Raw genomic sequence first — 23,895 nt, forward strand, 5'->3', positions numbered from 1 at the left:
TTCCCGCCTTCGGGTGATCCCGGGTGACTTGCCTGTACGGGCTGTGTCAGCCGGCCGGGAAACCGGTCGGCGCGCTGCCGCCGTCCGCGGGCTCCGGCACCGGCGCCACCTCGCCCGCGCGGATCAGCTCGATCCGCGTGAGCACCTTGGACCGCAGGTCCGTGGGCACGTCGTCGTGCCCGCAGCAGCGCTTGACCAGCTTCTTGACGGCCTGCTCGAGGCCGTACTTCTCCAAGCAAGGGTGGCACTCGTCGAAGTGCTGCTTGAACTTGGCGCAGGCGTCGTCGGACATCTCGTTGTCCAGGTACTCGTAAAGGTGTTCGAGTACCTCGGAGCAGTCCGTCTCATGCGGGTTGCCGCAGCTCATGTGCCCGAGCCCTTCTCATCTCCCGCGCCCGCCGGGACGAGCCCGCGCTCCCGCGCGTAGTCCTCCAGCAACGAACGCAGCTGCCGCCGCCCCCGGTGCAGACGGGACATCACCGTACCGATGGGGGTTCCCATGATGTCGGCGATCTCCTTGTAGGCAAAGCCCTCGACGTCCGCGAGATAGACCGCGATCCGGAATTCCTCCGGGATCGCCTGCAGCGCCTGCTTCACGTCCGAGTCGGGAAGGTGGTCCAGGGCCTGGGACTCGGCGGAGCGCAGACCCGTCGACATGTGCGACTCGGCTCGGGCCAGCTGCCAGTCCTCGATCTCCTCCGTGCCGCTGCGCTGGGGCTCGCGCTGCTTCTTGCGGTAGGAGTTGATGAAGCTGTTGGTGAGGATGCGGTACAGCCACGCCTTCAGGTTGGTGCCCTCACGGAACTGGTGGAACGACGCGTACGCCTTCGCGTACGTCTCTTGCACCAGGTCCTCGGCATCGGCCGGGTTGCGGGTCATGCGCAGCGCCGCCGAGTACATCTGGTCCAGGTACTCCAGGGCGTCCCGCTCGAAGCGCGCGCTGCGCTCGACGTCGGACTCCGGAGTCACCTGCACCTCAGGCACCTCGGACGGGCTGTCGTCGTTGCCGCTGACCGGACCCACCTCCTCCACGACGGTCACGGGGCCGTAAGCGGACCCCACGCCATCGGAGGATATCCCGGGCGGGATCGGCGCGCTGTTCCTGTCCGCCCCGCCCATCGCCGGCCACTCCGGCCACGACAGGTAGGGCGCCTCGGCACGGGCGCGGCACTCGGCTCTGACCATCCGGCTGCCTTCCTCACTGTGCGTACGTTCTTTCGCGTGGACGCCTCGCACAACACGGGCCGCGCACCGCTCATTCCCGAAGCGGGGGCAGTTCCTCCAGCCAGCCCAGCACCGCGTCCGTGATGACGCTGAGTGCTGCCTCCTGGGTGAGGTCCGCGGACTTCGGCACGGCGAACCCATGGTCGCCGTACGGCACCTCGACCGGCTCGTACCCCTCCGGGAACTCGTCGGGGCGGCCGAAGGGGTCGCGCCCGCCCTGCAGGGCCAGGACCGGCACCCCGGCGCCGGTCAGCTCGCCGGCCCGGGACTTCTCCGGCTTGCCCGGCGGGTGCAGCGGGAAGGACAGCGCCAGCACCGCGACCGCGCCGAGCTCCACCGCCGTACGGCAGGCCACCCGGGCCCCCGCGCTGCGGCCGCCGGAGACGACCGGCAGGCCGGGCCGGGTCAGTGCGGGCCACAGCGCCGTCCACGCGGTGTCCAGGGTCTTCGGCGCGGGCGCCAGCTTCTTGCCGGCCACCCGCCAGGGCTGCTCCACCAGCGCGACCGTCCAGCCGCGCGACGGCAGGGCAGCGGCCAGGGCCTGCAGGTCACGGGCCTCGACGCCGCCTCCCGCACCGTGGCCCAGCGCCACGACGGCGCGCGGCCGGCGGGCCCGGTGCCAGGTGACGCGGGCGTCCCCCACGGGCGTCGGCACGGTCTCCATGATCTCGCTCACAGCGGCCAGTCTGGCACCGCGGGCGATCAGAACAGCGTCGCCTCCTCGGGCGCCTCGATCGGCTCGACCAGCTCCGGCCCGTTGTTGCGGACGTTGCTCACCTCGGTGCGCACGGGGTACGCGCGCAGCAGGCCGGGCCGCGGCGGCACGAGCAGGCCGCGCAGGTCCGCGACGTCGGTGCGCACGGGGTCGAGCCAGTCGTCCCAGTGCTCCGGGGTGATCCACAGCGGCATGCGCGGGTGGATCTCGGCCAGGGAGCGCGGGCCGCCGGGGCGCTCGTCGGCGTCGGCGAAGGGCTCGGTCTCGGCCTCGGTGGTGATGACGGTGCAGGTGGCCCACCAGGCGCGCGGGTGCTCGTCGGGCAGGGTGCGGTCGCGCCAGAACTCGTACAGCCCGGCCATCGCGAACACCGAGCCGTCGACGGGGGTGACGAAGTACGGCTGCTTGCGGGGCCGCTTCTTCCTCCCCTCCTCCTCCAGCTGCCGCTCGTCCTTGCCGGTGACCCACTCGAAGTAGCCGTCGGCGGGCAGCAGGCAGCGGCGCGAGGCGAAGGGGCGCCGGTAGGAGGACTTCTCGTGCACGGTCTCGGCCCGCGCGTTGATCATCTTCACACCGACGTCGGGCGTCTTGGCCCAGCTCGGCACCAGCCCCCAGCGCAGGGTGCGCAACTGGCGCACGATCTCGCCGGTCTCCTTGTCGGGCCGCTCCAGCACCGCGTAGGTGCTGTCGGTCGGCGCGACGTTCCAATTGGGGTCCAGCGCCTCGGTGGGATCCCATTTCCGCACGTCGAAGAGCCCGACGAGATCCTCGGGCCTCCGGCTGGCTGCATATCGACCGCACATGAGTGCCAGATTGCCACGGCGCGGACACAGCCGGGCGTCGTATGGTGCGGAACCGTGCAGCTCTTCGACTCCATCTTCGGCACCCAGCCCGCGCCCTCCCCCTGGTTGGTCGGCGCCACGGCGGCCGTCGCCCTGGCCGCGGTGCTGCCGCACGTCCTGTGGCGGCTGTCCCGCAACGCGATCACGATCGCCCACGAAGGCGGCCACGGCCTGGTCGCCCTGCTGTCCGGACGCCGTCTGCAGGGCATCCGGCTGCACTCGGACACCTCGGGCCTGACCGTCTCCCGCGGCAAGCCGTACGGCCTCGGCATGATCCTCACCGCGGCGGCCGGCTACACCGCGCCGTCCCTGCTGGGCCTCGGCGGGGCCCTGCTGCTCGCGGCGGGGCACATCACGGCACTGCTGTGGGGGGCGACGGCCCTGCTGCTGGTGATGCTGGTGATGATCAGGAACGCGTACGGGGTGCTGACCGTCTTCGTGACCGGCGGCCTCTTCCTGCTGGTGTCCTGGCTGACCGAGCCCGGGGTCCAGGCGGCCTTCGCCTACCTGGTGGTGTGGTTCCTGCTGTTCGGGGGCGTACGCCCGGTCCTGGAGCTCCAGCGCAAGCGGCGCGGTGGTGCGGCGCCCGGATCGGACGCGGACCAGCTGGCCCGGCTGACGCACACCCCGGCGGCGCTGTGGATGCTGTTGTTCTACGCGGTGGCGCTGCTGTCGCTGTTCGGCGGCGGCCGCTGGCTGGTGGGTCTGTAGGCCTTGCGAGCGGGTATCTGTTTCCTTCAGGTTTCGTCCGCTTTGTGAGCGATTCGCCTTCTCCTTGAGCCACTACGCTGGGGGCCATGACCGGTAACCCCGCGCACACCGCCCTGTGGCCCGCGCCGCTCGCGTCCGCCCCCGTCCACGCGACGGTCACCGTGCCCGGATCCAAGTCGGTCACCAACCGCGCCCTGGTGCTCGCGGCGCTCGCCTCCGAGCCGGGCTGGCTGCGCCGCCCGCTGCGCAGCCGCGACACCCTGCTGATGGCCGACGCGCTGCGCACCATGGGCGTCCAGATCGACGAGGTGGTCAATCCCTACGGCGGCGAGGCCTGGCGGGTCATCCCGGCGGGGCTGCACGGTCCGGCCTCCGTCGACGTCGGCAACGCCGGCACGGTGATGCGGTTCCTGCCGCCGGTCGCCGCGCTCGCCGACGGCCCGGTGCACTTCGACGGCGACCCCCGCAGCCACGAGCGCCCGCTGAACGGGGTCATCGACGCACTGCGCACGCTGGGCGCCCGCATCGACGACGAGGGCCGCGGCGCGCTGCCGCTGACCGTGCACGGCGGCGGGGCGCTGGACGGCGGCCCGGTGTCGGTCGACGCGTCCTCGTCCTCCCAGTTCGTCAGCGCCCTGCTGCTGTCCGGCCCCCGCTTCAACCAGGGCGTCGAGGTGCGGCACACCGGCCCGACGCTGCCGTCGCTGCCGCACATCAAGATGACCGTGGAGATGCTGCGGCACGCCGGAGCCAAGGTCGACACCCCGGAGAACGGCGGCGAGCCCGACGTGTGGCGGGTCGACGCCGGCGCGCTGCTCGGCGTCGACCTCACCGTCGAGCCGGACCTCTCCAACGCCCAGCCCTTCCTCGCCGCCGCGCTGGTCACCGGCGGCCGTGTGGTCATCCCCGACTGGCCGCGGCGCACCACCCAGCCCGGTGACGCGCTGCGCGAGCTGTTCACCCGGATGGGCGGTTCGTGCGAGCTGACGGACACGGGCCTGGTCTTCACCGGCTCCGGCCGGATCCACGGCATCGACGCCGACCTGTCGGACGTCGGCGAACTCACGCCCGGCATCGCGGCGGTCGCCGCGCTCGCCGACTCCGAGTCCGTGCTGCGCGGCGTGGGCCACCTGCGGCTGCACGAGACCGACCGGCTGGCCGCGCTGAGCAAGGAGATCAACGAGCTCGGCGGCGACGTCACCGAGACCGAGGACGGACTGCGCATCCGGCCGCGGCCGCTGCGCGGCGGCGTCTTCCACACCTACGAGGACCACCGGCTGGCCACCGCCGGCGCCGTCCTGGGCCTCGCCGTCGACGGCGTCCGGGTCGAGAACGTCGCGACCACCGGCAAGACCCTCCCCGACTTCCCCGAGATGTGGACGGCCATGCTGGGCACGGCACCGGCGGCCTCCGCGTCCCCGGTGCGGGCCTGAACCATGCGGCGCTACGGCAAGCACACCGACGAGGACGACGTCCGGGTCCGCCCGAACCGCAAGGGGAACCGTCCCCGCACCAGCATCCGGCCCAAGCACGAGGACGCCGAGGAGGGCTTCGTCCTCACCATCGACCGCGGCCGCATCACCTGCCTCGTCGAGGACCGCACGGTCACCGCGATGAAGGCCCGTGAGCTGGGTCGCAAGGGCATCGCGGTCGGCGACCGGGTCGGCATCGTCGGCGACCTGTCCGGCGAGAAGGACACGCTGGCGCGCATCGTGCGCGTCGAGGAGCGCACCTCGGTGCTGCGCCGCACCGCCGACGACACCGATCCGTACGAGCGGGTCGTCGTCGCCAACGCCGACCGGCTCGCCATCGTCACCGCCCTCGCCGACCCCGAGCCGCGCCCCCGGCTCATCGACCGCTGCCTGGTGGCGGCGTACGACGCCGGGCTCGAGCCGCTGCTGGTGCTCACCAAGTCCGATCTCGCCTCGGCGGAAACGCTGCTGGAGACGTACGCGCCCCTGGGCGTCCCCTACGTCGTCACCAGCCACGAGCACTTCGACGCCGACGCGACGGCGGCCGTCCGCGAGCACCTCAAGGGCGGGATCACCGCCTTCGTCGGCCACAGCGGCGTCGGTAAGACCACCCTGGTCAACGCCCTGGTGGAGCGTCAGCGCGCGACCGGCCTCGTCAACGCGGTCACCGGACGGGGCAGGCACACCACCACCTCGGCGCTCGCGCTGCCGCTCAGCGGCGCGGAGGGCTGGGTCATCGACACCCCGGGGGTGCGCTCCTTCGGCCTCCACCACGTCGATCCGTCCCGGGTCATCCACGCCTTCCCCGATCTGGAGCCGGGCACGGAGGACTGTCCGCGGGCCTGCAGCCACGACGAACCCGACTGCGCGCTGGACGCCTGGGTCGCCGACGGGCACGCGGAACCCGCCCGGTTGTTCTCGCTGCGGCGGCTGCTCGCGACGCGTGAGCGCAAGGAAGGGGACTGAGACGCCATTTCCGGGCATGCTGTGTGATGATCGCTCATCGACAGACGGAAACGGGAGGGCGTTCGATGGCCTGGCTCCTCGTGGTGGTCGCTGGACTCCTCGAAACCGGCTTCGCGGTCTGCCTCAAGCTCTCCCACGGGTTCACCCGCCTGTGGCCGACCATCGCCTTCTGCGCCTTCGCGCTCGGCAGCTTCGGCCTGCTCACGCTCGCCCTGAAGAAGCTGGACGTCGGGGCCGCGTACGCGGTGTGGACGGGCATCGGGGCCTCCGGGACCGCGATCTACGGCATGGCCTTCCTCGGCGACGTCGTCTCGACCCTGAAGCTGATCTCCATCAGCCTGGTCGTCCTGGGCGTCATCGGGCTCCAGCTCTCCGGCTCCACCCATTGACCGCCCCGGCCGGTCCGCACCAGGGCCGGGCCGCGCCCGTCACCAGCCGCGCTGGAGCAGCCCCCGGACCAGCCGGGCGACCCGCCGGCACGCCTCCTCGTCGGAGGCCGCGGGCGCGACGACGTAGGAGACGGTGACGCGCACTGCGGTCTCGCAGGCCCAGTCGGCCTCGGCCCGGTCGAGTCTGGGGAAGCGCCGCCCCAGCACGGTCGCGGCGCGCGCCCGGAAGCCGTCGAGGAGTTCGGCCGGGGCGAGCGGGGCGTCGTCCCCCCGCTGCCGCCGGCCCGGCAGCCGCGGCACCGGCACCGGCACGACGGCCGCCGCCGGGACCCGGTCCCCGCGGCAGCCGGTGAGCACCGCACGCACCAGCGGTCTGCGGCGGGCACTGTGCAGGGTCCAGGCGGTCGCGGCGGCGAAGCAGTCACCGGCGTCGGCGCCCTGCCGCCCGGCGGCGTCCAGGGCGCGCTCCACGCCCGCCAGGAACGCCTCCGCCTCCCGCCGCGCCAGGGCTCTCGCGAGCCCCTCCTTGGTGCCGAACTCGTTGTAGAGGGTCTGCCGCGACACCCCGGCCGTGGCCGCGACGTCGACCATCCTGATCGTCGCCCACGAGCGGTCGCCCAGTGCGGACAGCGCCGCGTCCAGGAGTGATTCACGCGCTGTCGGCACGATCGCCTCCAAGCGGTCTCAAGCGGGTCTCGAGCGGTCTCCACCGGTACCGAGCGGCCTCAGGGGGCTGTGGGCCAGAATTGACGCGCCGTCGGTCCGTGTCAACCCTCCCCGCGTACCCTGCGTGACCTCGACCTGCCGCGATCGATACTGTTCGCTCCATGCCCGACTTCAACGACGATCTGCGCCTCGCGCACATCCTTGCCGACGCCGCCGACGCCGCCACCATGGAGCGCTTCAAGTCCCTGGACCTCAAGGTCGAGACCAAGCCCGACATGACGCCGGTCAGCGAGGCGGACAAGCGTGCCGAGGAACTGATCCGCAGTCAGCTCGGGCGGGCCAGGCCGCGCGACGCCGTGCTCGGCGAGGAGTACGGCACGGAGGGCAGCGGTCCGCGGCGCTGGATCGTCGACCCGATCGACGGCACCAAGAACTACGTCCGCGGGGTGCCCGTGTGGGCCACCCTGATCGCGCTCATGGTGCGCGGGGAGCGGGGCGACGAGGGCGTGGTCGGCATGGTGTCCGCGCCCGCCCTGGGGCGCCGCTGGTGGGCGGTGAAGGGCGGCGGGGCGTACACCGGGCGCAGCCTGTCCTCGGCCACGCGGCTGCGGGTGTCGCAGGTGAGCCGGCTGGCGGACGCCTCCTTCGCGTACTCCTCGCTGAGCGGCTGGGAGGAGCAGGGCCGCCTGGACGGCTTCCTCGACCTGACCCGGTCCTGCTGGCGGACGCGCGCCTACGGTGACTTCTGGCCCTACATGATGGTCGCCGAGGGCGCCGTGGACATCTGCGCCGAGCCCGAACTGAGCCTGTGGGACATGGCGGCGAACGAGGTGATCGTGCGCGAGGCCGGAGGGCGCTTCACCAGCCTGGACGGGACCGCGGGACCGTACGGCGGGAACGCGGCGGCGTCCAACGGGCTGCTGCACGAGGACATGCTCGACTTCCTGAACCGCCCGTAATCGACCGCTCCCTCACACTACCGATCACCCTCCGCGCACCCCTTGCTGCGGACCGCGGCGCATGTGAACATGAGAATGCGTGAGCTTGTGCATTTGTGAAACGATTCTCAAGACGGCCACGACGCAGCCCGAGGGGTATCCCATGCTCGTACGCGACGCCATGAGCACGGTCGTTCTCACGGTCGGTCCCGCCCACACCCTCCGCCAGGCCGCCCGGCTGATGTCCGCCCGACGGGTGGGCGCGGCGGTGGTACTCGATCCCGACACCTGCGGTCTCGGCATCCTGACCGAGCGCGACATCCTCAACGCCATCGGTGCGGGGCTCGACCCCGACCACGAACCCGCCGCCGCCCACACCACCACCGACGTGGTCTTCGCCGCGCCCCAGTGGACCCTCGAAGAGGCGGCCGCCGCGATGGTACGCGGCGGCTTCCGGCACCTGGTGGTGCTGGACGACCGCAACCCGGTCGGCATGGTCTCCGTACGCGACATCGTGCGCTGCTGGCAGCCCGCGCGCGCCCTGGCCGGCTGACGGCCGGGACATGGATCGGAGGGGGCCGGGTGCCTGGACGCACCCGGTCCCCTCCGGGTCTGTGGGACGGACGCCGGTCAGCCGCGCAGGGCTTGGACGGCGGCTTCCAGCCGCTTGCCGAAGTCCTCGTCGGCACGGCGGAAGTTGCCGATCGCGCGCTCGGCGATGTCGTCGCGCGACACCTTGGCGATGAATCCGGAGAGGTTGGCGACCAGGCGCTCCTTCTCCTCCTGCGACATCAGCCGGTAGAGGTTGCCGGCCTGCACGAAGTCGTCGTCCTCGGCGTGCGAGGGCGTCTCGTGGTTGCCGGTGTACCCGGCGACCGCGGTGGCCGACCACAGGGGACGGCCGGTCTGCGCCGGGCCGCCGAAGCTGTTCGGCTCGTAGTTCCTGGCCCCGCCGTGGCGGCCGTCGTAGAGCGCGCCGTCGCGGCCGTGGGTGCGCGCCTCGGTCGCGTGCGGGCGGTTCACCGGCAGGTGGTCGGCGTTGATGCCGACGCGGTAGCGGTGGGCGTCGCCGTAGGCGAAGAGCCGGCCCTGCAGCATCTTGTCCGGGGACGGGCCGATGCCGGGCACGAAGTGCGCCGGGGAGAAGATCGACTGCTCGACCTCGGCGAAGATGTTCTGCGGGTTGCGGTTGAGCTCCAGCCTGCCGATCTCGATCGGCGGGTAGTCCTCGTGCGGCCACACCTTGGTGAGGTCGAACGGGTTGAAGCGGTAGGCCGCCGCCTCGGCCGCGGGCATGATCTGCACCTGCACGGTCCAGCTCGGGAACTCGCCGCGCTCGATGGCCTCGCGCAGGTCGCGCTGGTGGGAGTCCGGGTCCTCACCGGCGAGCCGGTTGGCCTCCTCCTGGGTGAGGTTCTGGATGCCCTGGTCGGTCTTGAAGTGGTACTTGACCCAGAAGACCTCGCCGGCCTCGTTGTTCCACTGGTAGGTGTGCGAGCCGTAGCCGTTCATGTGGCGGTAGCTCGCCGGGATGCCGCGGTCACCGAACAGCCAGGTCACCTGGTGCGTCGACTCGGGCGACAGCCCCCAGAAGTCCCAGACGTTGTCCGCCTCCTGGGAGCCGGTGTACGGGTCGCGCTTCTGGGTGTGGATGAAGTCGGGGAACTTGATGGCGTCCTTGATGAAGAACACCGGGGTGTTGTTGCCGACGAGGTCGTAATTGCCCTCCTCGGTGTAGAACTTCAGCGCCCAGCCGCGCGGGTCGCGCACGGCGTCCGCCGCGCCCAGGTTGCCGGCGACGGTGGAGAACCGCAGGAAGGTCTCGGTCTGCTTGCCGACCTCGGAGAGGAACGCCGCCCGCGTGTACTTCGTCACGTCGGCGGTCACCGTGAAGGTGCCGTAGGCGCCCGCCCCGCGGGCGTGCACCACGCGCTCCGGGATCCGCTCGCGGTTGAAGTGGGCGAGCTTCTCCAGCAGCTGCTGGTCCTGGACCAGGACCGGTCCCCCGGGGCCCGCGGTCTCGCTGTTCTGGTTGTCCGCGACCGGGGCGCCCGCCTCCGTGGTCAGCGGGCCGGTCTCCTGAACCGTCACGTGCTTCTCCCTGGGTTGGTGCTGTGCCGTGGCTTACGCCGGATGCGATCCTACGATAGACAGAGTCCAAGTCAAGAAGAGCCCCAAACTCGTACCCGGTCGGAACACGGACTGTCACTGTTAAGCTGTTGCCATCCCACTGATAGGTGAAATGGAATGAGTGACCTGCTGGAACGACTGCGCGGCCGCGGATGGCGTATGACCGCGCAGCGGCGCGTCGTGGCCGAGGTCCTGGACGGCGACCACGTCCACCTGACCGCCGACGAGGTGCACGCCCGCGCGGCGGCCCGACTGCCCGAGATCTCCCGCGCGACCGTCTACAACACCCTGGGCGAACTGGTGTCGCTCGGCGAGGTCATAGAGGTCGCCACCGACGGCCGCGCCAAGCGCTACGACCCCAACGCCCACCGCCCGCACCAGCACCTGGTGTGCTCCAGCTGCGGCACCGTCCGCGACGTCCACCCGCACGGCAACCCGCTGGCGGACCTGCCCGACGCGGAGCGTTTCGGGTTCACCGTCTCCCAGGTCGAGGTCACCTACCGGGGCCTGTGCCCCGCCTGCGCCTGACGCTGCGCGGCCCGCCGCACGCGTTCCGCGGCCTTCCGCACCCCGGGCTCCGGCCGGGTACGGCCCACCCACACCGTCTCCACCGGCACCTGGCCGGCGACCTTGGAGAGCGCCTCGAAGGCCTCCCTGGCCACCCCGGCGTCCGGGTCCACGGCCAGCGGCGCCAGCTGCCGCAGCAGCCCCTCCCGCGGGACGAGCCGTCCCGCCGCGCGCACCGCGGCACGGCGCACCACGGGCGGCCACGGAGTGCGCACCTCACGGGCCAGCCGCAGCAGCAGCGGCGCGTCCGAGGCGTCCCCGCACTCCCCCAGCCCCGTCACCAGCCCGGCCACCAGCCGCGGCGGGCTCTGCGGGCCGCAGCGCAGCAGCTGCCTGCGGTACGCCAGCGCCGGGGGCTCTCCCCTGCTGTACAGGCGCCAGCGGGCCTGGGCGCGGACGATCCGCGCCGGGTCGGCCAGCGGCGCGGTCAGCCGGGCCGCCGGCACGTCGTCCGGCAGCGCTGCGACCGCCAGTTCCCGCACGGCCGCCGAGCGGGCCCACAGCAGCCGCCCCGCCTGGTCCGGGTCCATCTGCAGCAGCCGCTCGGCGCACATCCTGCGGCACACCTGGTCCGGGTCGCGCAGCGCCGTGCGCACCAGGTCCCCGCGGACGAACTCGCCGAGTTCCAGGGCCAGCTCGACCCCGAAGCGCCGGGTCAGCGGGTCCGTGTCGGCGGCCAGCGCACGCACCGCCCGCCGGGCCTCGGGCGCCGCCAGCACCCCGCGGTACGCCTCGGGGGTGTGCGTCGCCCGGCTCCGTCCGCGCAGCCTCAGCAGCAGCCGTACGGCCGCGGCGGCCTCGTCCGGGGCGGTGCGGCGCAGCAGCGCCTCCAGGGCCCGGTCGCGGACCTGGTCCACCCAGTCCGCCGTCCGCAGCGCCAGGACGGAGGCCACCAGCGGCCCGCCGTGCACCGCCAGCTCCTCCACGGCGGCCTGCCGGACGCGGCCGTCCCGGTCCATCGCGGCCAGCAACAGGCGCAGCGTTTCGCTGTCGCCGGGCGCCGGGGGCGTGCCCTCCTGCACCCGGGCGGCACGGTCCAGCAGCAGCCACAGCCGGGGCGGCGCCGCGGCCAGCGCCTTGAGCGCCGCCGCGCGGTCGTAGGCGGCCTCCTCGTCGTCGGCGGCGCTCCGCAGCTCGCGCAGCAGGCCCTCCGCCTCCGCGGCCGCGCACAGGCGACCCCACCGCGTCACATCCCTGAGTTCCGTCGGCCGCCGCTTACGCCGCCTGCGCAGCAACCCCGCCTCCTCGCGCCGCCTGAGGGCCTGTCCTCAGGATCGCGCGCCGGCGCCGGCGGGCCCAGGATCGTCCGCACCCTTTTGCCCGAACCATGCCTGGCCTGTACCCAACGCATACGAGAAGGCCCGGAAGCCATGGCTTCCGGGCCTTCTCTTCAGTAGCGGGGACAGGATTTGAACCTGCGACCTCTGGGTTATGAGCCCAGCGAGCTACCGAGCTGCTCCACCCCGCGTCGTTGTGTCTTTAGACTACCCTCCCGGCGCTGAGCAGCGCAAATCGCTTCTCACGCGGACAGCTCGTGCTCCAGGGCGTCGGTCAGCCGGGCCGCCCGCTCGGCCACCTCGGCGGGGCCGCACTCCACCGCGCGGGCGCACCACGCCTGGGCGTCCGCGAGCTGTCCGTGCCGCGCGGCCAGCAGCGCCAGCCGCAGCGCGGCGCGTCCGTGGCCCGCGTCGGCGGCACGCGTCCACCACAGGGCGGCCTCCGGCTCCGCGCCCTCGCGGGCAAGGAGCAGCCCGAGGTTGAAGGCCCCGTTGCGGCTGCCGCCCTCGGCAGCCTCCCGGTACCAGTGGGCGGCGTCCACGACGTCCCCGCGCTTGGCGGCGCACATGCCGAGCCGCACCTGGGCACGGCGGTGCCCCTGGCCGGCGGCGCGGGCGTACCACTCCTCGGCCTCGGCCTCGGCCTCCTGCGTGCCCTGCGCGTCCAGCAGCGCGCCGAGCCGGAAGGCGCCCTCCGGGCTGCCGCCGCCCGCCGCGCAGCGCAGGTGGCGCTCGGCACCGTGCGCGTCACCCTCCTTCTGCAGGGCGATGGCCACCTGGAGCGCGGCCTCGCCGTGACCGCTGGCCGCGGCGCGCTCGTACCAGCGCCGCGCGGTGGCGTCGTCACTCCGCCCGGCGTACAGGATGCCGAGGTTGAAGGCGGCGTCCACGCTGCCCGCCTCCGCCGCCTTGGAGAACCAGGGCTCGGCGCCCGCCGCGTCACCGCGCTGCAGCAGGAGCACGGCAAGCGCGTTGGCCGCCTCGCGGTGCCCGGTGTAGGCGGCCTTGCGGTACCACTGCTCGGCCTGGGTGGTGCGGCCCTGACCGGCGCAGAGCAGACCGAGGTTGAAGGCACCGTTGATGTCCCCCGCCTCGAGCGCGGCCCGGTACCACCGCTCGGCGGTCTGGGTCTCGCCCTCCTGGGCGTGCAGCGCGCCCAGGGCGTTGGCGGCGTTGCCGTCGCCGGCGTTGGCGGCACGCCGCCACCAGGTGGCGGCCCCGTCGACGTCACCGGCGTCGCGCAGCAGGAAGCCGAGCGCGCAGGCGGCGCGCGGCTCCCCGTCGCGGGCGGCGGTCAGGTACCAGCGCTTGGCCTCCTCGAACTCGCCGCGCTCCTCCAGGAGCGTGCCGAGGCGTAGGGCGGCCCTGCGGTGCCGGCGGGCGGCGGCCTGCCGGTACCACTGCTCGGCCTCGCGCTCCTCGCCGCGCTCGGCGCAGATGCCGGCGAGCCGGTAGGCGGCCTCGCGGTGGCCGTGCTCGGCGGCGGCGTGGAACCAGCGCTCGGCGCCGACGTCGCGCCGGTGGTCCAGGAGGTCGGCCAGCGCGTACGCGCCCAGGGTGTGCCCGGACTCGGCGGCCTGGCGCAGCCAGTACTCCGCGCCGGGCTCGTCGCCGCGCTCGCGGAAGTGCCGGCCGAGGGCGTGCGCGGCCGCGGCGGAACCGGCGACCGCCGCGATGCGCCACCAGGCGGCGGCCTCGTCGGCGTAGCCGCGCTGGTGCAGCAGCAGGCCCAGGTTGTTGGCGGCGGGGCGGTCCCCTCCGGCGGCGGCGCCGCGCAGATGGGGCTCGGCGCCCTCGAGGTCGCCGCGGCGCAGCAGCAGGGTGCCCAGGACGCTCATGGCCCCGATGTCGCCGTGCTCGGCGGCCCGCCGGTGGCGCGCCTCGAGCTCGGCCTCCTCGCGCGCCTCAAGGGTCTCCTCGTCCGGGAGGTCGGACTCGATGAGGCGCTCCTCGTCGAGACCGCCCACCCGCGGACCGGGCAGCAGGTCGGCGACGGCCGGCACCAGCGCGGCCCCGGCCGCGGGCACGGTCGTCCGCCCCGCGGACCCGGGATCCCGGATCTGACGAGCCTTCAGCAGCCTTGCACCATCCCCCATGAGGTCCATCGTCGCATCACCCGTACCCGCAGTACACCTGGTATGCGGCAAACCTGCAGAGTTCAGCCGATCCCAGTTGGTCACTTCGTAGGTCACTACAGCGTTTTGTCGACTTCCCGACATGATGCCAACCGAAACCTCTGCGGTACGAGTTCCCCCCTACAAGTGAGAGGGCCCGGAGTCTATTGACTCCGGGCCCTCTCCAACAGTAGCGGGGACAGGATTTGAACCTGCGACCTCTGGGTTATGAGCCCAGCGAGCTACCGAGCTGCTCCACCCCGCGTCGGTGGAACAACAGTACCACGACGCGGGGTGGGCCCCGTCAGCCCTGCCGGCCCGCCTGCTGCTCGGCCTCCTGGGCCCGCTTCAGCGCGTCGGCGAGATCCTTCTGTGCCTGGCCGTACGCGCCCCAGTCACCCTCCTTGAGCGCCTTCTGACCCGCGTCGTACGCCTGCTGGGCGTCCTCCAGGGCCTGGGCGACCGTCGGATTGCCGGAGGCCGGCGGCTGGGTGCCCCCGCCCGTCTCCGGTGGCGTCTCGGGCGTGCCGCCGTCCGAGCCGAAGACCGCGTCGAGCGCCTGCGCGAGCGTGTCCTCGAACTCGGTCTGGCCGCCGTAGCTCACCAGCACCTTCTTCAGCAGCGGGTAGTTGGTGCCCGCGCCGCGGACGTAGACCGGCTCGACGTACAGCAGCCCGCCGTCGAGTGGCACGGTCAGCAGGTTGCCGTACTCGACCTCCGAGTCACCGCCCTTGAGCAGCCTGATCTTCTCCGCCACGTCGGGGTCGGAGTTGAACTGGCTCTGCACCTGCTGCGGTCCGGACACCGTGGTGTTCGACGGCAGCTTCAGCACCCTGATCGCGCCGTACTCCGGACTCTTCGCGTCCGCGTCGACCGCCATGAAGGCGCTGAGGTTCTCGCGCTTGTTCGGCGTGAAGGTCGTGGTGAGCGAGAACGCCTGGTCGTTCTGGCCGGGCATCTTCAGGCTCAGGTAGTACGGCGGCACCGACTTGCCGGTCTTGGCGGCCGGGTCGTTGGGCACCGCCCACACCTCACTGCCGCTGTAGAAGGTCGACGCCTTGGTGACGTGGTAGCGCGTCAGCAGCTCGCGCTGCACCTTGAACAGGTCCTGCGGGTAGCGCAGATGCGCCATCAGCCCGTCGTCGATCGCCGTCTTGGGCTTGACCGTGTCCGGGAAGGCCTTCATCCAGGTCTTCAGCACCGGGTCCTCGGTGTCCCACTGGTAGAGCGTGACCTTGCCGCTGTACGCGTCGACGGTCGCCTTCACCGAGTTACGGATGTAGTTGACCTGGTTCTGCTGCGCCAGCACGGCGCGCTGCCCGTCGGTCAGCGAGTCCGCGGTGGTGTCGCCCAGCGTCGTGCGCGACGAGTACGGGTAGCCGTTGCTCGTCGTGTAGGCGTCGACGATCCACACGACCCGGCCGTCGACGACCGCCGGGTAGGAGTCGCCGTCGATCGTCAGCCAGGGCGCGACCGCCTCGACCCGCTCCTTGGGCATGCGGTTGTACAGGATCTGCGAGTCGTCGCCGACGGCGCCGGAGTAGAAGATCTGCGGCTCGCCGAAGGACACCGCGTAGGCGAGCCTGGTCACCGGGTTCTTCAGGCCGACGCCGCTCTTGGCGGTGTACGTGTACGGCTTCTCGCCGCTGTCGTCGGTGTAGTCGATCTCCGGCGTGGTCTTGTCGCCGACGATCGACCACTGCTTGGTCTGCTCGCCGTAGTAGATCCGCTGCTGGTAGGTCCCGAGGTCGCCCTTGGTCGGCAGGTTGTACTCGGTGAAGTCCGGCTCGCCGCTGGCGGTCGTGGTGGTGCCCTTGGCCGCCACCATGCCGTAGCCGTGCGTGTACTTGAAGTGGTCGTTGATCCAGCTGTGCTGCGGGATGCCCTCGAGGTTCAGCTCCCGCAGGCCCACCACGGTGTCCTGCTCCTTGCCGCCGATCGTGTAGCGGTCGACGTCGAGCGTGGACGGGAACGCGTAGTAGCCGCGCACCTTCTGCAGCTGCTGGTAGGTCGGCGAGACCACGTTCGGGTCCAGCAGGCGGATGGACGCCGCCGTGTCGGCGTCGCTGCGCAGCTTCTCCTTGCCGTCGCCGCTCGTGCCCGAGTAGTCCGTCACGTCGGCGTGGTCGATGCCGTACGCCTCACGCGTGGCGTCGATGTTCTTCTGGATGTACGGCTGCTCCTTGGCGGCCTCGTTCGGCTGCACCTGGAACTTCTGCACGATCGCCGGGTACAGGCCGCCGATCAGGATCGCCGACAGCACCATCAGGCCGAAGCCGATCAGCGGCAGCGACCAGGTGCGCCGCCACAAGGTGGCGAAGAACAGCAGCGCGCAGATGATGGCGATGGCGAACAGGATCGTCTTGGCCGGCAGGTAGGCGTTGGCGTCGACGTAGCGCAGGCCCGTCCAGTCGCCCGACCTGAGGTTGCCGGACTTCACCGCCAGCGAGTAGCGGTCCAGCCAGTACGCGACCGCCTTCAGGGTGACGAACAGGCCCAGCAGCACCGACAGGTGCCCGGTCGCCGCCGCCGTCGCCCGGCCGCCCGGGGAGGTGAGCCGCAGGCCCCCGTACAGGTAGTGCACCAGCGCCGCCGCCAGCAGCGACAGCACGACCGCCGCGAAGCCGAAGCTCAGCAGGAAGCGGTACCAGGGCAGGTCAAAGGCGTAGAAGGAGATGTCCACATGGAACTGCGGGTCCTTGGTGCCGAACGACGTGGAGTTCGTCCACAGCAGCCATGTGCGCCACTGGCTGGAGGCCGAGGCTCCGGCGATCAGCCCCACGAGCGCGCAGACGGTGAGCAGCACCCACTTCTTGTAGGGGGCGATGCCCATCCGGTAGCGGTCGAGGCTCTGCTGCTCCATCGACATCGCGCTGAGCGGCGGCCGGAGCCGGTGCGCGAGGTACACGTTGACGCCGACGGCCGCGGCCATCAGCAGACCGAAGACGAAGAACAGGCCGATCTTGGTCCACAGGGTGGTGGTGAAGACCGAGGAATAGTGGACGGAGCGGTACCAGAGCCAGTCGGTCCAGAAACCCGAGAACATGACGAAGGCCATGGCCAGCACGGCCAGGACGCCCAGGGTCATGAGCAGTGTCCGGGCTCGCCGCGACGGGCGGCCCACTCTGATCCGCGGCCCGTGCGGACCCCCGCCGCGGTCCGGCATCTGGAATACCAAGGTGCGCACCTCGAAGTGTCGGTCTCCGTCGGACGCCCTACCGGCGCCCACTGATGCAACTTACTCAGCGTTTACTCAGTTCCCCAAGGCTCCCGATTGGGGATGCGGGTCACAGAACAGGCAGGATATTGAGCATGTCCAACAACACGTCCGAGGGTGCGCCGCTCACCGCGAACCCACTCACCCGTGCCGTCCTGGAAATCGACGACTACGCGTCCGGTCTGGGCTGGGACCAGCCCGCCCGGCTCTTCGCCCTCGTCGACACCGCGGCGCTGCGCGTACAGGAGCCCAAGCTGGCCGAGGAACTCGGCCTCGGCGACGGGACAGCCGCGGGGCTGACCCCGATCGAGCAGGACGAGCTGCCGCCGGGCGCCGCGCTGGACGAGTTCCTGGCCACCATCGCCTGGCCCGGCGTCGTCAGCGGCTGCGCGCTCACCGTGGAGCGGCTGATGCTGCCGCCGTCCGCGGAGGAGTCCATCCCGAAGGGGCTGGACGACGCCGCGCTGGCCCGCTGGGTCGCCGGGCACCCCGACCGCCAGGAGGTCCGCATGACGGTGGGCGTGCTGCGGGACGGCTCCCGGGAGTCGGCGGTGCGGCTGCGCGAGAAGGACTCCCCCACCGAGGTGCTCACCGGTTCCGCGCTGGTGCCGGGGCTGGCCGACGCCCTGGCGGCGACCTTCGAGGACTGACGCCGACGGCCCCGGGGGCTCCCCGGGGCCGTCGGCCCGTACGGATGCGGATGCGTCCGGGCTCAGCCCGTCGTGCAGGAGGGCAGGGCCGACGTCTTGCCGTCGCGGATGTCCTTGAGCGCGTCCAGGGCGTCGTCGATGGTCTTCACCTTGACCAGGGTGAGGCCGCTCGGGGTGTCGGTCGCCGCCTCCGCACAGTTGTCGGCGGGGGTCAGGAAGTACTCGGCGCCCTTCTGCCGCGCGCCGATGGTCTTCATGTCTATGCCGCCGATGGGACCGACCTTGCCCTCGTCGTCGATCGTGCCGGTGCCCGCGACGAACTTGCCGCCGGTGAGGTCCTCCGGGGTGAGCTTGTCGACGATGCCCAGCGCGAACATCAGGCCGGCGCTCGGGCCGCCGACGTCCGCCAGCTTGATGTCGATCTTGAACGGGAAGGTGTGCTCGACACCGGCCTGGATGCCCACGACCGCCCGGGCCTCGCCGTCGTCGTCCGACTTCGCCGTGGTGATGGTCACGTCCCGGGTGGCGTCGCCCTTGGTGCCCTTGGGCACGACGGTGAAGACCACCTTCTGCCCCGGCTGGTGCTTGGTGACAAGCGATGCGACGTCGCCCGCCGCCTTGACCGGATCGCCGTCCACGGCCTTGATCACGTCTCCGGCGTGCAGCTCGCCCTCGGCCGGGGCGCCCTTGACCACGGCGGAGACGATCACCCGGGAACCGACGGGTATGCCGAGCTCGTCGAGCGCCGCGACCTTCGCGCTGTCCTGGGACTGCGTGAACTCCTCGGCGTTCTCCTGGTCGGCCTCTTCGGCCGTCTGCCCCTTGGGGTAGAGCGTGTCGTGCTCGACGACCTTCTGGTCGTGCGCCAGCCAGCCGACGACCGCCTCGACCAGGTTCATCGAGTAGTCCGCGCTCGTCACCCGCACCGTGGTCATGTTGAGGTGACCGCTGGTCGGGTAGGTCTTGTGCCCCGAGATCTGCAGCACCGGAGCCCCGCCGTGCGACCCGAGCGTGTTCACCGTCGGACCCGGCGACATCTCCGCGTACGGCACGGGCCACAGGAGCGCGACACACAGCAGCGCTATCAGGGTCAGGGTCGATGCGAGCAGCGTCGCGGTGCGGCGTGGCATGGAACGACAGTACGGTACGGAACCCGCAGCCGCCCCGTGGGGCCTCAGGCCGGGCCGCCCGATCCGGTGCGCTGCATGGCCTCGCGGAAACGCTCGTAATCGGCGAGCGAGGCGCCGTCCCCGGTGGACCGCGTACGCGCCGCCCAGCTTCCCCAGACGGCCGCGGCGATCGCGGCGACCAGCGGGATGAGCAACCATGCGAGCGCTGCCACTTCGGCCTCCTGGACGCGCATGCCGATCAAGAACTATGAGCAGACTAATCTTCTGCTGCTACAACGTTCAGAGTGGGTGGCAGGTTACGCAACCGCAGGTGGGCCACTCAGTGGCGAGGCGGGCGGTGACCCCCCTCCCCCGGGGGTCAGTGGTCGCAGGCGCCGACCCACTCCTCGGTCCCGTCGGCGAAGGCCTGGTGCTTCCAGATCGGGACCTCGCGCTTGAGGTCGTCGATGAGCCGCCGGCAGGCGGCGAAGGCCTCGGCCCGGTGCGGGCAGGAGACGGCGACGACGACCGCGAGGTCGCCGACGCGCAGCTCGCCCACACGGTGGACGGCGGCCAGTGCCTTGACCGGGAAGTCCGCGACGACCTTCTCCGCGACCCGGCGCAGTTCGGCCTCCGCGCCCGGGTGCGCCGAGTAGCCGAGCCCGGTCACCTCCGCGCCCGACGGGCCGTCGTGGTCACGGACCGTGCCGACGAACAGCGCGGTGCCTCCGGCGGAGTCGTGCCCCACGGCGCGGAAGACCTCGTCCACGGACAGCTCCGTGTCCCGGATCTCGATGAGCCGGACGGGTTCGTCGTGCGTCTGTGCCATGCGGCTCATGCTGCCCCATCACCCGCCATGCGGAAACCCCCTTCCGGAACGAGTTCGCGCGGCGACGCTCAGACACCGCGGCGCTTGCGCGCCCGCCGCACCATCGCCGCCGTGCCGACCAGGGCGACCGTCGCGCCGGCCGCGCCGAGCGTGGCCGCGTCCTTGCGGCCCAGGCGCCGCCCGACGACGGAGTTGCGGCCGGAGACCTCCTCCAGCAGGACGGCCAGCACCTCCTCGTTGGTCCACTTCGGCCGCCAGCCCGACTCGTGCAGCCGGCTGCCGCTGACCACCCACGGGTGCATCGTGTACGCCAGGTCGCCCGCCGGGGAGGGGGTGAGCCCCAGCCGGTGCAGCCGGGAGGCCGCGCCGAGCGCCACCGCGGGCGGCAGCTCCATGCGGCGGATGCCCGAGAGCTCCTCGACCTCCTCCTGCTCCAGCCAGCCGTCGCAGCCCACGGTCATCTCGCCGTCCACCTTCTCCAGCGTCGCGTGCTCCAGCGCCGTCACCAGGTCCTCCACGTGGCAGAACTGCCAGCAGGGGCGGCTGCCGCCCACCACCAGCAATCGCGGCGACTCGAAGTAGCGGGTCAGCGCGGTGTCGGTGCCGCCGACCAGCACGGCCGGGCGCAGGACGGTCACGTTGAGGCCGGGGTGCGCCCGGGGGGCGCGCTTGCCCAGCCGCTCGATCTCCAGCAGGTCGCCCACGAAGGACGCCTCCGCCGTCGCACGCAGCGGGGCGTCCTCGGCGAGCGGGATGTCGTTGTCCGGGTGGGCGCCGTAGACCATGGCCGAGGTGCACAGCACCACGCGCGGCACGCCGGCGGCCGCCGCCGCGGTGAGCACCGTCTGGGTACCGCGCACGTTGAACGCGCTGCGTGCCTTGGGGTCGGACTCCAGGTCCAGGTCGAGCGCGAGGTGGACGACGACGTCCACGCCGCGCAGCCGCTCGGCGATCGCCGGGTCCCGTACGTCGAGCACCGCCCACTGGGCACCGGGGACGTCGCCGCGGCGCTCGTCGATCGCCACGACCTTCTTGACCTGGTCGGATTCGGCCAGCCGCAGGGCCAGCAGCAGGCCGACACCGGAGGCGGCGCCGGTGACGGCGACCACAGGTCCGGCGGGGGCCCTGCCGCCGCTCCGCTCTGGGCGAACGGTCGGTTCTGGGGAACTCACCAGGTGTCTCCCACGGTTGTCTCTGGTACCGGGTGCGCGGTCCGCAACCGCGGTCCGTACGCAGCCATCCTGCCTGACGGGTGTCTAGGCTGGAGGTACAGCCCACAACACACAGAGCCGAGGAAACCGTGAGCGACATCCCATTCGGATTCGGAGTCCCTCCCGAGGAGCCCGAGGAAGGGGACGACGGCAAGAAGTCCGGCGGTTCCGGCGGCGGCTCCCGGGGACCGGCCAATCCCTTCGGTTACGGCGGCGGGAATCCCTTCGGCGGCGGCGCCGGCGGGGACAACCCGTTCGCCGCCATGTTCGGTTCGCTGAACCCCAACGACCTGGGCGCGGCCTTCCAGCAGCTGGGCCAGATGCTCTCGTACGAGGGCGGCCCGGTGAACTGGGACATGGCCAAGGACATCGCCCGGCAGACGGTGGCCCAGGGCACCCCGGAGGGCTCGAAGGACGTCAGCGTGGGTCCCGCGGACCGGGCGAAGGTCCAGGAGGCGCTGCGGCTGGCGGACCTGTGGCTCGACGGGGTGACGTCGATGCCCTCCGGCGCCGGCTCGGCCGTGGCGTGGAGCCGGGCCGAATGGGTCGAGGCGACCCTGCCCGTGTGGAAGGAGCTGGTCGACCCGGTCGCCGAGCGCGTCGGGACGGCGATGGGCGATGTGCTGCCCGAGGAGATGCAGGCCATGGCGGGCCCGCTGCTCGGCATGATGCGCTCCATGGGCGGCGCCATGTTCGGCACGCAGATCGGCCAGGCGCTGGGCACGCTCGCCGGTGAGGTCGTGGGCTCGACCGACATCGGCCTGCCGCTCGGGCCGGCAGGCAAGGCCGCGCTGCTCCCCGCCAACGTGGAGACCTTCGGCGAGGGCCTGAGCGTGCCGCAGGACGAGGTCCGGCTCTACCTGGCGCTGCGCGAGGCGGCGCACCAGCGGCTGTTCGCCCACGTGCCGTGGCTGCGGGCACACCTGTTCGGCGCCGTCGAGGGGTACGCGCGCGGTATCAAGGTGGACACCGCGAAGCTGGAGGACGCGGTCGGCCAGCTCGACCCGTCGAACCCCGAGGCGCTCCAGGACGCCCTGCAGCAGGGCATGTTCCAGCCCGAGGACACCCCGGTACAGAAGGCGGCGCTGGCCCGTCTGGAGACGGCCCTGGCCCTCGTCGAGGGCTGGGTGGACGCGGTCGTCCACGCGGCCGCCGCCCCGCACCTGCCGTCGGCCGGAGCGCTGCGCGAGACGCTGCGCCGGCGCCGGGCGAGCGGTGGCCCCGCGGAGCAGACCTTCGCCACGCTGATCGGCCTGGAGCTGCGGCCCCGCCGGCTGCGGGACGCCTCCCGGCTGTGGGCCTCGCTCACCGACGCGCGTGGCGTCGACGGGCGCGACGGGCTGTGGGCCCACCCCGACATGCTGCCGACCGCCGCCGACCTCGACGACCCCGACGGCTTCGTCCACCACGAGCAGCTGGACTTCTCCGAGCTGGACAAGATCCTCGGCGAGGCCGCGGGCGGCCACGGGAAGGACGTCCGGCGGGACGAGGACGAGCGCGACGGCACCGACGAGGACAAGGGCGACGACGAGAAGTGAGCCTGCACGACGACGCCGTGCGCGTCCTGAAGGACTGGTCCGCGCCCGACACGGGACAGGAGCGGCTCCGGGAGACCTACCTGGCCCACCTGGAGGCGCACCCGGACGGCATGTGGAAGGCCTGCGCCGAGGGGCACGTCACGGGCAGCGCCCTGGTGGTGGACCCGGAGCGCGGGCGGGTGCTGCTGACCCTGCACAAGAAGCTCGGCATGTGGCTGCAGATGGGCGGGCACTGCGAGCCGGAGGACACCTCGCTGGCCGGAGCCGCGCTGCGTGAGGGCGTCGAGGAGTCGGGCATCCCCGGACTCACCCTGCTGCGTCCCGGGCCGGTCAACCTCGACCGGCACCTGACGCCGTGCGCCTGGCACCTCGACGTGCAGTACGCCGCCATCGCGCCGCCCGGCGCGGTGGAGGAGATCAGCGAGGAGTCGCTGGACCTGAAGTGGTTCTCCTACGACGAGGTCGCCGACGTCGCGGACGGTTCCGTCCGGACGCTGCTGGCCCGCACCCGCGCGCTGCTCTGAGGCGGCGCGCGGGGCGGGACCGGCGGCGGGAGCTCAGCGGTTGCTGAAGATGTTGCCCTGGTTCATCCCGTGCGCGCCCTGCTGGCCGAAGCCGTACTGGGCGGCGGCCCCACCGCCGAGCTGGGCGTTCTGCGGCGGCATCAGTTCGCTGGGCTGCACCAGGACGTGGCCCTGGCCGAGGAAGTTGAGCTCCCAGCCCTCACCGGTGTTGCCGCGCCGCCGCCAGACGCCCGAGGAACTGGTCTGCGCCTGCATCTGCACCCGGAGCGAGGACGACCAGGCGACGACCGCGTCGGAGTCGGCCGAGACGTACTTGTCCGGGGTGACGGGCATCAGCAGCGGCTTGCCCGAGGTCATCAGCGCGACCTTGCCGTGCCCCGAGATGTTGAGGTTGTAGGCGCCGCTGCCGGAGATGCCGAACTGGCTGTCGACGGAGATGACCTCCCAGTGCAGCCCGGAGTCGAGCGCCATCACATAGGCGCCGTCCACGGTCAGGCCCTCCTGGTCCACGTCGACGACGTGGATGTGCTGGGCCAGGTTGGCGAGGTAGACCGTGCCCTGCCCGGAGCAGCGCATCAGCTCCAGGCCCTCCCCGGTGCGGTAGCGGGCGGTGCGCTGGGCGTGGCTCTGGTACTCGCCGTCGAACTCGATCAGGCCCTGGTACGCGACCATGGCGCCCTTGCGGGCCAGGCAGTCGGTGCGGCCGTCGAGCTTGACCCGCAGCAGGTACGGGTTCTGGAGTGCGTACTGGTCCTCGGTCTGGACCTCGGTGTAGCCGAAAAGCGGGCTCTGCATGGTGTCTCGCT

The 23,895-nt window shown here is 72.1% G+C and carries 24 protein-coding genes and 2 tRNA genes; 10 read left to right on the forward strand and 16 right to left on the reverse strand.

Annotated elements, in window-relative coordinates:
* Positions 1–46 precede the first annotated feature (46 nt).
* From rsrA to OG937_17205, 4 genes are all read right to left on the reverse strand, one after another.
* Positions 47–367, reverse strand: coding sequence for a mycothiol system anti-sigma-R factor (gene rsrA / locus OG937_17190; GenBank protein WUD73295.1), 321 nt, complete (start codon positions 365–367; stop codon positions 47–49).
* Positions 364–1,119 carry a sigma-70 family RNA polymerase sigma factor gene (locus OG937_17195; GenBank protein WUD78782.1) on the reverse strand — a complete coding sequence of 252 codons (756 nt, stop codon included), beginning with the start codon at positions 1,117–1,119 and terminating at the stop codon, positions 364–366. Before OG937_17195 ends, rsrA begins: the two co-directional genes overlap by 4 nt.
* A 136-nt stretch (positions 1,120–1,255) precedes the next feature.
* Positions 1,256–1,888: a hydrolase gene (locus OG937_17200; protein ID WUD78783.1), complete on the reverse strand. Its 633-nt coding sequence runs from the start codon at positions 1,886–1,888 to the stop codon at positions 1,256–1,258.
* 38 nt (positions 1,889–1,926) lie between these two features.
* A complete protein-coding gene (locus OG937_17205; protein ID WUD73296.1) occupies positions 1,927–2,742 on the reverse strand; it encodes an SOS response-associated peptidase in 816 nt (271 codons plus the stop codon).
* A 54-nt stretch (positions 2,743–2,796) separates the two neighbouring features.
* Between OG937_17205 and OG937_17210 the strand changes: the two genes are divergently transcribed.
* The 4 genes from OG937_17210 (at position 2,797) to OG937_17225 (ending at position 6,319) form a co-directional block, all read left to right on the forward strand.
* A complete protein-coding gene (locus tag OG937_17210; GenBank protein ID WUD73297.1) occupies positions 2,797–3,492 on the forward strand; it encodes a M50 family metallopeptidase in 696 nt (231 codons plus the stop codon).
* An 86-nt stretch (positions 3,493–3,578) separates the two neighbouring features.
* On the forward strand, positions 3,579–4,925 hold the full coding sequence (aroA, locus tag OG937_17215; GenBank protein WUD73298.1) for a 3-phosphoshikimate 1-carboxyvinyltransferase: 1,347 nt from the start codon (positions 3,579–3,581) through the stop codon (positions 4,923–4,925).
* A 3-nt stretch (positions 4,926–4,928) separates the two neighbouring features.
* The gene (rsgA, locus tag OG937_17220) at positions 4,929–5,930 is read left to right on the forward strand and encodes a ribosome small subunit-dependent GTPase A (protein ID WUD73299.1); all 1,002 of its coding nucleotides are present in this window, start codon (positions 4,929–4,931) and stop codon (positions 5,928–5,930) included.
* A gap of 65 nt (positions 5,931–5,995) precedes the next feature.
* Positions 5,996–6,319: a multidrug efflux SMR transporter gene (locus OG937_17225; GenBank protein WUD73300.1), complete on the forward strand. Its 324-nt coding sequence runs from the start codon at positions 5,996–5,998 to the stop codon at positions 6,317–6,319.
* Positions 6,320–6,358: 39 nt separating this feature from the next.
* On the opposite strand, the gene OG937_17230 is transcribed toward OG937_17225, so the two are convergent.
* Positions 6,359–6,985, reverse strand: a complete 627-nt coding sequence (locus tag OG937_17230; GenBank protein ID WUD73301.1) for a TetR/AcrR family transcriptional regulator — start codon at positions 6,983–6,985, stop codon at positions 6,359–6,361.
* 161 nt (positions 6,986–7,146) lie between these two features.
* Here OG937_17230 and hisN point away from each other — a divergent pair, with 161 nt between their 5' ends.
* Positions 7,147–7,944 carry a histidinol-phosphatase gene (gene hisN, locus OG937_17235; protein ID WUD73302.1) on the forward strand — a complete coding sequence of 266 codons (798 nt, stop codon included), beginning with the start codon at positions 7,147–7,149 and terminating at the stop codon, positions 7,942–7,944.
* 142 nt (positions 7,945–8,086) lie between these two features.
* Complete coding sequence (locus OG937_17240) at positions 8,087–8,476, forward strand: CBS domain-containing protein (GenBank protein WUD73303.1); 390 nt, start codon at positions 8,087–8,089, stop codon at positions 8,474–8,476.
* A gap of 77 nt (positions 8,477–8,553) precedes the next feature.
* On the opposite strand, the gene OG937_17245 is transcribed toward OG937_17240, so the two are convergent.
* A complete protein-coding gene (locus tag OG937_17245; protein WUD73304.1) occupies positions 8,554–10,014 on the reverse strand; it encodes a catalase in 1,461 nt (486 codons plus the stop codon).
* A 156-nt stretch (positions 10,015–10,170) separates the two neighbouring features.
* Here OG937_17245 and OG937_17250 point away from each other — a divergent pair, with 156 nt between their 5' ends.
* Entirely contained in the window at positions 10,171–10,581 is a 411-nt protein-coding gene (locus OG937_17250) for a transcriptional repressor (protein ID WUD73305.1), read from the forward strand.
* On the opposite strand, the gene OG937_17255 is transcribed toward OG937_17250, so the two are convergent.
* From OG937_17255 to OG937_17275, 5 genes are all read right to left on the reverse strand, one after another.
* On the reverse strand, positions 10,551–11,810 hold the full coding sequence (locus tag OG937_17255; protein WUD73306.1) for a hypothetical protein: 1,260 nt from the start codon (positions 11,808–11,810) through the stop codon (positions 10,551–10,553). The genes OG937_17250 and OG937_17255 overlap by 31 nt on opposite strands.
* Positions 11,811–12,014: 204 nt before the next feature.
* Positions 12,015–12,088 (reverse strand) — tRNA-Met (locus tag OG937_17260).
* A gap of 51 nt (positions 12,089–12,139) precedes the next feature.
* Positions 12,140–13,993: a sel1 repeat family protein gene (locus tag OG937_17265; protein WUD73307.1), complete on the reverse strand. Its 1,854-nt coding sequence runs from the start codon at positions 13,991–13,993 to the stop codon at positions 12,140–12,142.
* Positions 13,994–14,202: 209 nt separating this feature from the next.
* Positions 14,203–14,276 (reverse strand) — tRNA-Met (locus OG937_17270).
* Positions 14,277–14,315: 39 nt separating this feature from the next.
* A complete protein-coding gene (locus OG937_17275; GenBank protein ID WUD78784.1) occupies positions 14,316–17,177 on the reverse strand; it encodes a UPF0182 family protein in 2,862 nt (953 codons plus the stop codon).
* A 146-nt stretch (positions 17,178–17,323) separates the two neighbouring features.
* Between OG937_17275 and OG937_17280 the strand changes: the two genes are divergently transcribed.
* Positions 17,324–17,878: a PPA1309 family protein gene (locus OG937_17280; GenBank protein WUD73308.1), complete on the forward strand. Its 555-nt coding sequence runs from the start codon at positions 17,324–17,326 to the stop codon at positions 17,876–17,878.
* A gap of 62 nt (positions 17,879–17,940) precedes the next feature.
* Here the strand turns inward: OG937_17280 and OG937_17285 are convergent, their stop codons facing one another.
* From OG937_17285 to OG937_17300, 4 genes are all read right to left on the reverse strand, one after another.
* Positions 17,941–19,008, reverse strand: coding sequence for a PDZ domain-containing protein (locus tag OG937_17285; protein ID WUD73309.1), 1,068 nt, complete (start codon positions 19,006–19,008; stop codon positions 17,941–17,943).
* A gap of 44 nt (positions 19,009–19,052) precedes the next feature.
* On the reverse strand, positions 19,053–19,220 hold the full coding sequence (locus OG937_17290; GenBank protein WUD73310.1) for a hypothetical protein: 168 nt from the start codon (positions 19,218–19,220) through the stop codon (positions 19,053–19,055).
* Between the two features lie 146 nt (positions 19,221–19,366).
* A complete protein-coding gene (locus tag OG937_17295) occupies positions 19,367–19,825 on the reverse strand; it encodes a molybdenum cofactor biosynthesis protein MoaE (protein ID WUD73311.1) in 459 nt (152 codons plus the stop codon).
* A gap of 59 nt (positions 19,826–19,884) precedes the next feature.
* Positions 19,885–20,988 carry an SDR family oxidoreductase gene (locus OG937_17300; GenBank protein ID WUD73312.1) on the reverse strand — a complete coding sequence of 368 codons (1,104 nt, stop codon included), beginning with the start codon at positions 20,986–20,988 and terminating at the stop codon, positions 19,885–19,887.
* Positions 20,989–21,116: 128 nt separating this feature from the next.
* On the opposite strand from OG937_17300, the gene OG937_17305 reads away from it, so the two are divergent.
* Together OG937_17305 and OG937_17310 are read left to right on the forward strand one after the other, a co-directional pair.
* Entirely contained in the window at positions 21,117–22,565 is a 1,449-nt protein-coding gene (locus OG937_17305) for a zinc-dependent metalloprotease (GenBank protein WUD73313.1), read from the forward strand.
* Positions 22,562–23,089 (forward strand): NUDIX hydrolase, encoded by a 528-nt coding sequence (locus OG937_17310; protein WUD73314.1) that lies wholly within the window; start codon positions 22,562–22,564, stop codon positions 23,087–23,089. Before OG937_17305 ends, OG937_17310 begins: the two co-directional genes overlap by 4 nt.
* Before the next feature lie 33 nt (positions 23,090–23,122).
* Here OG937_17310 and OG937_17315 read toward each other — a convergent pair whose 3' ends face one another.
* A complete protein-coding gene (locus OG937_17315) occupies positions 23,123–23,884 on the reverse strand; it encodes an AIM24 family protein (GenBank protein ID WUD73315.1) in 762 nt (253 codons plus the stop codon).
* Between the last annotated feature and the right edge of the window lie 11 nt (positions 23,885–23,895).

Source organism: Streptomyces sp. NBC_00510 (assembly GCA_036013505.1).
Taxonomy (GTDB): Bacteria; Actinomycetota; Actinomycetes; order Streptomycetales; family Streptomycetaceae; genus Actinacidiphila.